Origin of the sequence: Nonomuraea sp. NPDC052634 (genome assembly GCF_040678535.1) — a bacterium.
Classification (GTDB): Bacteria; Actinomycetota; Actinomycetes; order Streptosporangiales; family Streptosporangiaceae; genus Nonomuraea; species Nonomuraea fastidiosa.
Window position 1 is genome coordinate 1,456,256 of sequence record NZ_JBFATY010000001.1, and the last position, 12,879, is coordinate 1,469,134.

9 protein-coding genes are annotated in these 12,879 nt (G+C 71.0%); 5 read left to right on the forward strand and 4 right to left on the reverse strand.

Annotation, left to right across the window (positions count from 1 at the left end; genetic code table 11):
* Positions 1-3: 3 nt before the first annotated feature.
* From AB0K67_RS06650 to AB0K67_RS06660, 3 genes are read right to left on the reverse strand one after another with little or no spacing between them, the layout of a single operon-like run.
* Positions 4-843, reverse strand: a complete 840-nt coding sequence (locus AB0K67_RS06650; RefSeq protein WP_364053957.1) for a sugar ABC transporter permease — start codon at positions 841-843, stop codon at positions 4-6.
* Entirely contained in the window at positions 840-2,402 is a 1,563-nt protein-coding gene (locus tag AB0K67_RS06655) for an ABC transporter permease subunit (RefSeq protein WP_364053959.1), read from the reverse strand. The genes AB0K67_RS06650 and AB0K67_RS06655 overlap by 4 nt, the downstream gene beginning before the upstream one ends.
* 6 nt (positions 2,403-2,408) lie before the next feature.
* Entirely contained in the window at positions 2,409-3,683 is a 1,275-nt protein-coding gene (locus AB0K67_RS06660; RefSeq protein ID WP_364053962.1) for a maltose ABC transporter substrate-binding protein, read from the reverse strand.
* Between the two features lie 287 nt (positions 3,684-3,970).
* On the opposite strand from AB0K67_RS06660, the gene AB0K67_RS06665 reads away from it, so the two are divergent.
* Both AB0K67_RS06665 and AB0K67_RS06670 read left to right on the forward strand, forming a co-directional pair.
* Positions 3,971-5,479, forward strand: coding sequence for a glycoside hydrolase family 13 protein (locus AB0K67_RS06665; RefSeq protein WP_364053965.1), 1,509 nt, complete (start codon positions 3,971-3,973; stop codon positions 5,477-5,479).
* A gap of 85 nt (positions 5,480-5,564) precedes the next feature.
* Entirely contained in the window at positions 5,565-6,944 is a 1,380-nt protein-coding gene (locus AB0K67_RS06670) for an ATP-binding protein (RefSeq protein ID WP_364053968.1), read from the forward strand.
* A 101-nt stretch (positions 6,945-7,045) separates the two neighbouring features.
* Here the strand turns inward: AB0K67_RS06670 and AB0K67_RS06675 are convergent, their stop codons facing one another.
* Positions 7,046-8,383 carry a cation:dicarboxylase symporter family transporter gene (locus AB0K67_RS06675; protein ID WP_364053971.1) on the reverse strand — a complete coding sequence of 446 codons (1,338 nt, stop codon included), beginning with the start codon at positions 8,381-8,383 and terminating at the stop codon, positions 7,046-7,048.
* A 109-nt stretch (positions 8,384-8,492) separates the two neighbouring features.
* Between AB0K67_RS06675 and AB0K67_RS06680 the strand changes: the two genes are divergently transcribed.
* From AB0K67_RS06680 to AB0K67_RS06690, 3 genes are all read left to right on the forward strand, one after another.
* On the forward strand, positions 8,493-9,992 hold the full coding sequence (locus tag AB0K67_RS06680) for a sensor histidine kinase (RefSeq protein ID WP_364053974.1): 1,500 nt from the start codon (positions 8,493-8,495) through the stop codon (positions 9,990-9,992).
* On the forward strand, positions 9,989-10,690 hold the full coding sequence (locus tag AB0K67_RS06685) for a response regulator (protein WP_364053977.1): 702 nt from the start codon (positions 9,989-9,991) through the stop codon (positions 10,688-10,690). Before AB0K67_RS06680 ends, AB0K67_RS06685 begins: the two co-directional genes overlap by 4 nt.
* A gap of 62 nt (positions 10,691-10,752) precedes the next feature.
* Positions 10,753-12,849, forward strand: coding sequence for an N-acetylneuraminate synthase family protein (locus AB0K67_RS06690; RefSeq protein ID WP_364053980.1), 2,097 nt, complete (start codon positions 10,753-10,755; stop codon positions 12,847-12,849).
* Positions 12,850-12,879 lie beyond the last annotated feature (30 nt).

Genomic DNA, 12,879 nt, shown 5'->3' on the forward strand with positions numbered 1-12,879 from the left:
CTTTCACCCCTTGACGGCTCCGGCGGTCAGGCCGGAGACGATGTACTTCTGCAGCCACAGGAACACGCCGACCGTGGGCACGGCGGTGATCAGGGTGGCCGCGGCGAACATGCCGAAGTTCGTGTTGCGGTGATCCCCCGCGATCATGCCGTACATGCCGACCGCGAGCGTCTTGCTGTCGGGGTCGCGCAGGAACACGTTCGCCATCAGGAACTCGCTCATCGTGCTGATGAACGCCAGCAGCGCGGTGACCGCGAGGATCGGCGTGACCAGCGGCAGGATGATGCGCCAGAAGATCTGGGCGTGGGTGGCGCCGTCCACGGTGGCGGCCTCGTCCAGCTCCTTGGGCACGGTGTCGAGGAAGCCCTTCATCAGCCAGGTGTTCACGCCGAGCGCGCCGCCGAGGTAGAGCAGCAGCAGGCCCCACACGGTGTCGAAGCCGAGCGCGGGGTACAGCTCGGTCACCCTGGTGAAGATCATGAAGATCGTCACGATGGCCAGGAACTGCGGGAACATCTGGATGAGCAGCAGCGCGAGCAGCCCGACCCGGCGGCCGGTGAAGCGCATGCGGCTGAAGGCGTACGCGGCCATCAGCGACAGCACCATGCTGGCGAACGACGACACCAGCGCGATGAACACCGAGTTGAAGAACCAGCGGCCGAAGGGATAGGTCTCGGAGGTCAGCAGGTCGCCGAAGTTCTCCAGGCTGGCCCCGGTGGGGAGCAGCTCGGTCGAGGCCAGCGTGCCCAGCGGGTTGAGCGCCGCGGAGATCACGAAGAGGATCGGGAAGACCGCGAACGCGCACACGGCCAGCACGAAGACGTGCCGCAGGGCGAGCTTCACGCGTAGACCTCCTCCTGCTTGCGGGTACGCCGGAAGGCCACCGCCGAGATGATCGCCACGATGGCGAAGATGAACACCGAGATCGCCGCCGCGAAGCCGAACTGCGCGCCGGCCGGCCCGAACGCGAGCCTGAAGGTGTAGGTGATGAGCAGGTCGGTGCCGCCGACCATCGGGTTCTCCGCGGGGAACGGCCCGCCGTCGGTGGTCAGGGCGATGGCGTTGTAGTTGTTGAAGTTGAAGGCGAACGACGAGATCAGCAGCGGCGTGAGCGCGACGAGCAGCAGCGGCAGCGTGACCCGGCGGAACGCCTTCCACGGGGTGGCGCCGTCGATGGCCGCGGCCTCGGTCAGCTCGCGCGGGATGGCCTGCAGCGCACCCGTGGTGACGAGGAACATGTACGGGAAGCCGAGCCACAGGTTGACCAGCACGACGCCGAGCCTGGCGGTGGCGGTCTGGCCGAGCCAGTCGATCTCGGCCCCGAGTAGCTGGTTGATCAGGCCGAAGTCGCGGTTGAACATGTCGCGCCAGACCAGCAGCATCGCGAAGGCCGGCATCGCGTACGGCAGGATCAGCACGATCCGGTAGACGCGGGTGCCGCGCATGCGCGGATGGTGCAGGGCGAGGGCGACGGACATGCCGAGCGCGAACGTGCCGAGCACGGAGGCGAGCGCGAAGACCAGGTTCCAGCCCAGCACGCCGGCGAAGTAGCGGGAGATGGTGGGCTCGGTGAGCACCCGCAGGAAGTTGTCGAAGCCGACGTTGACCTGCCAGCCCTGGGCCAGGTGCTCGCCCTCGGCGTTGACGAAGTAGCCCTGCGACTCGTCGGCCTGCCAGGGGCCGCCTTCGCCCTGGATGCAGTCGCAGGCGGCGTCGTACACCAGGGTCGCCTTGCCCTCGACGGCGCGGCTGAGCCCGTTCGCCTTGATGAGGCCGTCGCGGGTGGGGACGGCCAGCGCGCTGATCTCCTGCCCCCGGGCGGCGGCCTCGGGTGCCTTGAGCACGGTGAGGCCGGGTGCGGCGAGCACCTTGCCGGTGAGGCCGACCTGCGCGCCGGGCAGCGGCTCCACGCCGTCCTTCGTGCCTAACGAGACCTGCTCGGTCTTCGGGTCCACGAGCAGGAACACCAGTTCCTCGCCGCGCAGGGCGGCGGTGAGCGTGTACTCGGGCGAGCCCGGCGCCTGCCGGACCGAGCCGCTCTGGATGGCCGCGATGGCGGCGGCCTTGTCGCCCCGGTGCCCGTCGCCGAAGTTCGTGAACGCCGTGGTCACCGTGTAGAGCACGGGGAACACCTGGAAGGCGATGAGGAAGACGGTGCCGGGGATGAGGTATTTGGCCGGTATGAAGCGCCGGGTCAGATAGAGGTAGGAGATGCCCGCGGTGGCGGCGCACAGCAGCGTCAGCGGCACCCACGATTCGGCGGCCACCAGCGGCGGCACGGCGTAGAGCAGGATCGCGGCGGCCACGCCGAGGACCGCGATCCTGCTCACCACGAACGCGGTGGTCCGCTCCGGGCGTGGCCGCGGTGCCGCGCGCCCGGGTTCGCGCACGTCCGTCGTCATGAGCGGCTAGTTCTTGAGCGCGCCGTCGATGGCCTTCTGCGCGGCCGCGGCGGCCTTGGCCGGGTCGCCGCCCTTGACCACGGACGTCTCGGCGATGCCGAACGGCTCCCAGATGGCGGCCATCGCGGGGATGGCGGGCATCGGCAGGCCGTCCTTGCCGGCCTCCATGAACTTGGCGGCGTCGGGGTCGCTCGCCTGGACCTCCTCAAGGGCGGCGGACAGTGCCGGGGGCCGCGGGTCGGCGTCGTAGAGCGCCTTGGCGACGTCCTTGTTGGTCACGTAGTTGGCGACGAACTCCTGGGCGAGAGCCTTGTTCTTGCCCTTGGAGGCGACGAAGAACGCCTGCACGCCGACGAACGGGGTGGCCGGCTGCCCGTCCTTGAACGGCGGGACGGCGGTGATGTCGTAGGAGACGCCGGCCTTCTTGATCTCGCCGATCGCCCACGGGCCCGAGATGAGGAAGGCGCACTTGCCGCCGGCGAAGGTCGGGATGTAGTTCTCGTTGGTCAGCGACGTGCGCAGCGCGCCCTCGCCCTTCTCGCCCAGCTCGGCGAGCTTCTCGAACGCCTTGACCGAGCCCTCGGAGCCGAGCAGCACCTGCTTGGGGTCGGGGTCGCCGCTGGAGGTGGTGCCGAACAGCGCGCCGCCGCCGGAGGCGAAGATCGGGTAGACGTGGAAGGCGTCGCCCTTCTGGCCGACCGGCAGGCAGAGCACCTCCTTGACCTTGCCGTCCTTCTTGAGCTCCTTGCCCTTGGCGATCATGTCCTCGATGGTCGCGGGGGCGTCGGGTGCGAGCTGGGTGTTGCGGATCAGGGCGATGTTCTCCACCGCGTACGGGGCTCCGTAGATCTGCCCGTTGAAGGTCATCGCCTGGATCGCCTTCGGGGAGAAGGCCGCCTTCTGCTCCTCGGTGAGGGTGACCGGGTCGATGGCGCCGTTCTGCACCAGGTTCCCGATCCAGTCGTGCGCGCCGATCATGATGTCGGGGCCGCTGCCCTGCTGTGAGGCGGTCAGGAAGGTCGTCTGGTTGTCCTTGCTGATCTCCTTGACCTCGACGGTCACACCGTTCTCGGTGCCGAACTGGTCGGCGAACGGCTTGAGCGCCTTGACCCTGTTGGGGTCGGCCCAGATCACGAGGGTGCCGCCCGCGGTCGCGGGGGCCGATGACGCGGCGGATGACGCCGTGCCTTCCGCCGGGGTCTGTGACGACGATCCGCCGCACGCGGTCGCCGCGAACGCCAGAGTCGCGAGAGCTGCCACACCCAGAGCCCGGATGCGCATGGGGGGACCTCCTGAGGTCACGGAGGAACGGCGGCTCGCGCCGCCGCCGAGGTTGGCTCGACGTTTCCGGGACGTTAGCGGCTCTTTGCAAAAAGTGGAAGAACTTGCGCAAGAGCGTTACCCGATCATCACCCTCACGAATGGTCCTGACCTGGTGGACACCCGATCATGACGGCGGGACAGAGATCTGCAACTTTCGGAAACTTGCACTTGACCTTCGTGCGGTGAATCGGACATCCTTCACCAGAACCACACCGGACATCCGGACCCTCCCGGGAAGGACGCACATGCTCGGCAACGACGACTGGTGGCGGGACGCCGTCGTGTACCAGGTCTACCCCCGCAGCTTCGCCGACGCCAACGGCGATGGCATGGGGGATCTCGAGGGCGTGCGCCAGCGCCTCGATTACCTGTCCGAGCTGGGCGTGGACGCCATCTGGCTGAGCCCGTTCTACACCTCGCCGATGGCCGACGGCGGCTACGACGTGGCCGACTACCGGAACGTGGACCCGATGTTCGGCACGCTCGCCGACTTCGACGCGCTGGTCGCCGACGCGCACGCCAAGGGCATCAGGGTCATCGTGGACCTGGTGCCGAACCACTCCTCCGACCGGCACCCCTGGTTCCAGCAGGCGCTGCGCGGCGAGCGGCGCGACCGCTACATCTTCCGCGACCGGCCGAACGACTGGGAGTCCATCTTCGGCGGCTCCGCCTGGACCCAGGTCGAGGACGGGCAGTGGTACCTCCACCTGTTCGCCCCCGAGCAGCCCGACCTCAACTGGGAGAACCCCGAGGTGCGGGCCGAGTTCCGCGACATCCTGCGCTTCTGGCTGGACCGGGGCGTGGACGGCTTCCGCATCGACGTGGCGCACGGCATGATCAAGGCCGAGGGCCTGCCCGACGTGGGGCAGAAGGACGGCCCGCAGGCCGAGATGCTCGGCGACGAGCAGGTGCCGTACTTCGACCAGGACGGCGTGCACGACATCTACCGCGAGTGGCGGCCGATCCTCGACTCCTACCCCGGCGGGCGCATGGCGGTGGCCGAGGCGTGGGTGTCCTCGCCCGAGCGGCTGGCCCGGTACGTCGGGCCCGACGAGCTGCACCAGGCGTTCAACTTCGAGTTCATGATGGCCGACTTCCACGCCAAGTCGTTCCGTTCGGTCATCGAGAAGTCGCTGAAGGAGGCCGAGCTGGTCGGCGCGCCCACCACGTGGGTGCTGTCCAACCACGACAAGCCGCGCCACGTCACCCGCCACGGCTCCCTGGCCCGCGCCCGCGCGGCCACCCTGCTCATGCTGGCGCTGCCCGGCTCCGCCTACCTCTACAACGGCGAGGAGCTGGGCCTGCCCGAGGTGCTCGACATCCCCGACGAGCTGCGCCAGGACCCGGCGTTCCTGCGGCGCGGCGAGAGCCGCGACGGCTGCCGGGTGCCACTGCCGTGGACGTCGTCGGAGGGGCTCGGCTGGCGCGACCCGTGGCTGCCGATCCCGCCGGAGTGGGCGGCGCTGTCGGCCGAGGCGCAGGAGGACGACCCGGATTCGACGCTGAACCTCTACCGCGCCGCGCTGCGGCTGCGCAAGCGGCACCCGGCGCTCGGCGGCGGCACGCTGACGTGGCTCGACTCCCCCTCTGAGGACGTGCTGGTGATCGAGCGCGATCCCGGCCTGGTCGTGGTGCTCAACACCGGAGACGAGCCGGTACGCCTCGACCTGGGCGGCGAGGTGCTGCTGTCCAGCGGCCCGCTGGCGGACGACGGCGCGGTCCCCCCGGACACCACCGTGTGGCTGCAGCGCTGACCGAACCGCTGCACTTGCCGAATCTTTTCCCTTACCCGGCACATAGCGGACAAATCGCTGCATTTACCCTCGGTAGCCTCAGGGGATGGCACCCTGGTGGGCCAGATCCCTGCGGGGACGCTTCACTCTCATCGCGACGGCCATAGCCGCCCTCGTGCTCATCCCCGTTGCCATCGCCGGGATCGCCGTCACCAAGACGCTGGTCGCCGAGGGAGTCTTCAACGACACGCAGGACACCGCCGAGCGGATCGCGTTCGAGCTGCGCGGCGGCGTCCTGCCTCTGGGCGCCGCCATCCCGGTGCCCAACCCGACCGTCGACCTCGTCCAGGTGGTGAGCGCCGAAGGGCTGCTGCTGGGCGCCAGCGACGGCGCGAGGACCCTGCCGCCGCTCAGCGACATCCGGCCCACGCCCGCCGACCGCGTCATCAACACCACGAACTGCCTGCCCACCGAATGCATCCACGTCTCGGCGGTGCGGGTGTCGGTCTCCCCCGACTCCCCCATCGTCTACGCCGGCCGCAGCTCGCCCGACGTGCTGCAGACACGCACCCTGGAGATCGTCGTGGCGATAGAGGTCACCATGCTCATCGCCCTGGCCGCCTGGTCCACGTGGCTGGTCACCGGCCGGGCGCTGCGGCCCGTCGCCACCATGCGCGCCGAGCTCGACCGCGTGCACGCCGGCGACCTGAGCCGCCGCGTCACCCAGCCGCCCGGCGAGGACGAGGTGGCCCAGCTCGCCCGCTCCATCAACGGCACGCTGGCCCGGCTCGAACGCTCCGCCGAGCAGCAGCGCCAGTTCGCCTCCGACGCCTCGCACGAGCTGCGCACCCCCATCGCCGGGCTGCGCGCCCAGCTGGAGAGCGCCCAGCTCTACCCGGAGGACACCGACCTGGAGGCCCTGGTGGAGAGCGCGCTGCGCGACACCGACCGGCTGGAGGCCATCATCTCCGACCTGCTGCTGCTCGCCAGGATCGGCTCGCGGGTGGACATCGTCAGGGAGCGCCTCGACCTGTCCTGCCTGGTACGCCAGGAGCTGGCCACCCGCGGCGACAAGATCCCCGTCGAAGTGGACCTGGCGGACGGCGCGTACGTCGAGGGCGTCCGGCTGCAGCTCTCCAGGTTGCTGACGAACCTGCTGGACAACGCCCAGCGGCACGCCGAGACCATGGTCCTCGTCACCGTGCGCGAGGAGCGCGGCAGAGTGCCGCGCCGGGACAACGGCGCCGAGAGCCACGCCATGGTGGTACTGGCCGTGGAGAACGACGGCGTCGAGATCGCCCCGCACGACCGCGAGCGCGTCTTCGAGCGGTTCACCCGCCTCGACGCGGCCCGCAGCCGCGACGCGGGCGGCACCGGGCTGGGCCTCGCCATCGCGCGCGACGTGGCGATCGCCCACGGCGGCACCATCCGCGTCGAGGACCGTCCGGGAGGCGCCCGCTTCGTGCTGCGCCTCCCGATAGTATGACCGCCCGCACGGCGAAAGCGCCGCGCCTCCCGGCCGGGCGAGCGGCGGGAGGCGCAGGCGCCGTGTCAGGCGGACGAGCGGCGGAAGACGCGGGCGCGATGTCAGGCGGGCGACAGCTCCTTGGCGGGTTCGCGGGGATCCTCGTCACCGCTGTCATCGCCGTCGTCGAGCAGGGTGGCCTCGTCGAACGGCGCCTGCCCGGCGAGCACGCGTCCCGCGCGCTCCCTGTCGAACTCGCCGGTCCAGGTGCCGATGAGCACGGCGGCCACGGCGTTGCCCGCGAAGTTCGTCAGCGCCCTGGCCTCGGACATGAACCGGTCGATGCCGACGATGAGGCCCACGCCGTCCACCAGCTCGGGCCGGTGCGCCTGCAGGCCGCCGGCCAGCGTGGCCAGGCCGGCGCCGGTGACGCCCGCCGCGCCCTTGGAGGCGATCATCATGAACAGCAGCAGCGTGACCTGCTCGCCGAAGCCCAGCGGCGACCCGGTGGCCGTGGCGATGAACAGCGTGGCCATGGTGAGGTAGATGGCGGTGCCGTCGAGGTTGAAGGAGTAGCCGGTCGGCACGGTGATGCCGGCCACCGTCCTGCTCACCCCGAGGTGCTCCATCTTGGCGATGAGCCGCGGCAGGGCCGTCTCCGACGACGAGGTGGACAGGATCAGCAGGAACTCCCTGCCCAGGTAGCGCAGCAGCGACCACAGGTTGATCCTGGCGACCAGCCACAGGATCGCGCCGAGCACGACGCCGACGAACAGCACGCAGGTGACGTAGAAGGCGATCATGATGATGGCCAGGCTCTTGAGCGCCTCGATGCCGGTGTCGCCGACGACGGCCGCGATCGCGCCGAACGCGCCCACCGGCGCCGCCCACATGATCATGGCGAGGATGCGGAAGACCAGCCGCTGGAAGTGCTCGATGCCGCGCAGGATCGGCTCGCCCTTGCGGCCCATGGCCTGCAGCGCGAACCCGGTCAGCAGCGCGACGAGCAGCGCCTGCAGCACCGAGCCCTCGGTGAGCGCCGAGACCAGCGTCTTCGGGATGATGCCGAGCAGGAAGTCCACCATGCTCGCCTCGGCGCCCTTGGCCGCCTCCGCCTCGGCCCGCTCCCTGGCCGCGTCGGTGAGCTGCAGGCCGGAGCCGGGGTCGATGACGTTGCCGACCACCAGGCCGATGATCAGCGCCACCGTGGACATGGCGATGAAGTAGCCGAGCGCGAGCCCGCCGACCTTGCCGACCTTGGCCGCCTGGCGTACCGAGCCGATGCCGAGCACGATCGTGCAGAAGATGACCGGCCCGATCACCATCTGGATCAGCGAGACGAAGCCCGTGCCGATGGGTTTCAGCTGGACGGCGAGGTCGGGCGCGACGAAGCCGACGACGATGCCGAGCAGGACCGCCACGACGACGGCCAGATAGAGATAACGGGTGCGATCGCGCATAGGGGGGTGCTCCGGCGGTTTGGGAGCGGGTTTCTCTCCGTGCGACTATGCGCCTCACGAGTGATGCAGGTCACCATTGCGTAAGTTTCGTTCACGGGGAGGGTGGAGCATGCGGCGCTGGAGCCTGGCCGGCCAGATGCTGGTGCTGCAGCTGCTCGTGGTGACCGTCACGGCGGCGGGCGGCGCGACGCTCGCGCTGGTGCAGGCGCACCGGCTGCTCACCGAGGAGGCGGGCGGCACGGCGCGGGCGGTGGCGGTCAGCGTGGCGGCCTCGCCCGACGTGCTGGCCGCGCTCGACGAGCCCGACCCGACGGCGCGGCTGCAGCCGTACGCCGAGCGCGTCCGCGCCGCGACGGGCGTCGACTTCATCACGATCATGCGTACCGACGGCACCCGCTACACCCACCCGAACCCGGCGGAGATCGGCCGGCGCTTCCTCGGCCACATCGAGCCCGCGCTGCGCGGCCAGACGTTCACCGAGACCTACACCGGCACGCTGGGCCCGTCGAAGCGGGCGGTGACGCCGGTCGTGGCGGACGGCCGGGTACGGGCGCTGGTCAGCGCCGGCATCACCATCGACCGCATCGACGCCAGGCTGCGCGAGCAGCTCGCCTGGGGCGGCCTCATCGTGGCGCTCGCGCTCGGGCTCGGCGCGGCGGGCACCTGGCTGGTGACCGCCCGGCTGCGCCGCCAGACGCACGGCCTGGGCCCGGTGGAGCTGGGCCGCATCCACGAGCACCACGACGCCGTCCTGCACGCGGTCAGGGAGGGGCTGCTGCTGGTCGGCAGGGACGGCATGCTGACCCTGTGCAACGACGCGGCCAGGCAGCTGCTCGGCCTGCCCGCCGACGCCGAAGGCAAGCATGTGGCCGAGCTGGGCCTGGCGGAGATGGTGGCCGACACCGAAGAGCGCATCCACCTCGCCGGTGACCGGGTGCTCGCGGTCAACAGCGCGGCCAGCAGGCTCGGCACGGTCGTCACCGTACGCGACCACACCGAGCTGCAGGCGCTGTCCGGCCAGCTCGACGCCGAGCGCGGCTTCGCCGAGTCGCTGCGCTCGGCCGCGCACGAGGCCGCCAACCGGCTGCACACTGTGATCACGCTGGTGGAGCTGGGCCGCACCGAGCAGGCGATCGCGCTGGGCACGGCGGAGCTGCGGGCGGCGCAGGAGCTGACCGACCGGGTGGTGGGCTCGGTGCGCGAGCCCGTGCTGGCGGCGCTGCTGCTGGGCAAGAGCGCAGAGGCGGCCGAGCGCGGCTCCGAGCTGGTGATCAGCGAGGACAGCGAGCTGGACGACCTGGGTCTCGACCCGCGCGACCTAATCACGATCGTCGGCAACCTCATCGACAACGCCATCGACGCGGCGAACCGGGTCGACGTGCACATCAGCGGCGACGAGCGCGGCGTGCTCATCAGGGTGGCCGACGACGGGCCGGGGCTGACCGACAGGGCCGCGTTCGAGAAGGGCTGGACGACCAAGGGCGACGGCCACGGCCTCGGCCTGGCGCTGGTGGGCCAGGCGGTGCGGCGGCTCGGCGGCACGATCGAGGTGGACGGCTCGGTCTTCACCGTACGTCTGCCCGCACCGCGCAAGGAGCCGGTGTCGTGACCGCGCAACCGGGCGGCGGGCCCATCACCGTGCTGGTGGTCGAGGACGAGGAGATCACCGCCGAGGCCAACCGCATCTACGTGGAGCGGGTGCCCGGCTTCGAGGTGGCCGGGGTGGTCAGGTCGGGCGGCGAGGCGCTGCGCTTCCTGCGCCGCAGGCCGGTGGACCTCATCCTGCTCGACCTCTACCTGCCCGACATGCACGGCCTTGAGGTGTGCCGGGCGGTGCGCGCGGCCGGGCTGCTGTGCGACGTCATCGCGGTGACCTCGGCGCGCGACCTCGCCATGGTGCGCTCCGCGGTGTCGCTGGGCATCGTGCAGTACCTGCTCAAGCCGTTCACGTTCGCGGCGCTGGCCGAGCGGCTGACCCGCTACGCCCGCTTCAAGGAGGAGGCCGGGCTCGCGGTCGGCCAGGGCGACGTGGACCGGGTGCTCGGCACCCTGCGGGGCACCGCGGCCGAGCTGCCGAAGGGCATGGCGCAGGACACCCTCGACGCGGTGGCCGCGCAGCTGCGCGAGCGGCCCGCGGGGATGAGCGCGCAGGCGGTGGCGGACGCGATCGGCATCTCCAGGGTGACCGCGCGGCGCTACCTCGAATACCTGGTGGACCTGGGCGTGGCGGCCCGCATCCCGCAGTACGGCGGGGTGGGCAGGCCAGAGTTGCTCTACCGGATCCCCACGCAGAGTTCAGGACGGTGACGCTGGCCGTTCAACACCGGCCTCTAGCTTCTGGGTGCAATCCGATGCACTGAGGAGACACCTTGCGAGTCCTGGCCGTAGTTCCCGCCCGCGGAGGTTCGGCGGGCGTACCCCTGAAGAACCTCGCCCTGGTCGGGGGCGTGCCGCTGGTCACCAGGGCCGTGCGGGCCTGCCTGCGCTCCGAGCTGATCGACCGGGTGGTGGTGAGCACCGATCACGACGGGATCGCCGAGACCGCCAGGCAGGCGGGCGCGGTCGTGGTGGAGCGGCCCGCCGAGCTGAGCGGCGACACCGCCTCCAGCGAGTCCGCGGTGCTGCACGCGCTCGACACGCTGGGCGGCGACCCCGAGGTGGTGGTGCTCGTGCAGTGCACGAGCGCGTTCATCGACCCGGCCGACCTGTCGGCGGCGGTGCGCAAGGTGCTCGACGGCGAGGCCGACTCGGTCGTGTCCGGGCTGCCCACGCACGAGTTCCTGTGGACGGCGACGGGCGCGGGGGTCAACCACGACCCGGCGTTCCGCCCGCGCCGGCAGGACCGCGAGCCGCAGTTCCGCGAGAACGGCGCCTTCTACGTGATGCGCACCTCCGGCCTGCGCGCGCACGGTCACCGCTTCTTCGGCAGGATCGCGGTGCAGCCGGTGCCGTCGCGGCACGCCATCGAGATCGACGAGCCCGAGGACCTGGAGCTGGTCAGGGCGCTCGCGCCGTTCATCGACGAGCCCGAGCCGATCGACGTGGACTGCGTCATCACCGACTTCGACGGCGTGCACACCGACGACCGCGCCTACGTCGACTCCGATGGCCGCGAGATGGTGCTGGTCAGCCGCTCCGACGGGATGGGCGTCTCGCTGCTGACGCGGTCGGGTGTGAAGGTGCTGGTCATGTCCACCGAACAGAACCCGGTGGTGACCGCCCGCGCCCGCAAGCTGGGCGTGCCGGTGCTGCAGGGCCTGGCCGACAAGCGCACGGTGCTGCGCGACTGGCTGAGGATCGAGAACCTCGACCCCGCGCGGGTGGCGTACGTCGGCAACGACGTCAACGACCTGGGCCCGATGGCGGAGGTCGGCTGGCCGGTCGCGACGCCCGACGCGCACCCGAGGGTGCGTGCCGCCGCCCGCGTGGTGCTGACCAGGCCGGGCGGGTCGGGCGCGGTGCGCGAGTTGTGCGACCGGGTGCTGGCGGCCCGCCCGGAGCAGCCCGTCGCCGCCCGGCCCGCCGCCGCCACGCAGCCGGTCGTCGCGCCGGCCGTCTCGCCGGTCGTCGCTGGAGCGAGCGTGCGTCCGCGCCCCGAGCCGGTCGCGATCGGTGACGTGCTGGTGGGCGACGGGCAGCCGGTGTACGTGATCGGCGAGATCGGCATCAACCACAACGGCGACCTCGACATCGCCAGGCGGCTCATCGACGTGGCCGCCGACGCGGGCTGCCAGGCGGTCAAGTTTCAGAAACGCACCCCGTCGATCTGCGTGCCCGAGGAGCAGAAGGGGCAGATCCGGCAGACGCCGTGGGGCGAGATGACGTACCTGGAGTACAAGGAGCGCACCGAGTTCGGCCGCGACGAGTACACGCAGATCGCCGAGTACTGCGACGAGCGGGGCCTGCACTGGTTCGCCTCGCCGTGGGACGTGCCGTCGGTGGAGTTCCTCGAGGAGATGAACGTCCTGGTGCACAAGGTGGCATCGGCCGGCGTCGCCGACCACGAGCTGCTGCGTGCGCTGGCGGCGACCGGCAAGCCGATCATCCTGTCGACCGGCATGTCCACGCTGGAGGAGATCGACGCGGCCGTGGAGATCCTCGGCACCGAGAAGCTGATCATGATGCACGCGACCTCCACGTACCCGCTGCCGCCTGAGGAGGCGAACCTGCGCACGATCACCACGCTCAAGGAGCGTTACGGCGTGCCGGTCGGCTACTCGGGCCACGAGCGCGGCCTGCAGATCTCGCTGGCCGCGGTCACGCTGGGCGCGGTCTGCGTGGAGCGGCACATCACGCTCGACCGGACGATGTGGGGCTCCGACCACGCGGCCTCGCTGGAGCCGGCCGGGCTCGAGCACCTGGTACGCGACATCCGCATCATCGAGCAGGCCCTGGGCGACGGCGTCAAGCGCGTCTTCCCCGGCGAGGAGGCGCCCAAGGCCCGCCTGCGCCGGGTGACCGTCTGAGCCCGCTCCCCCACCCCCTGGAGACCAGCC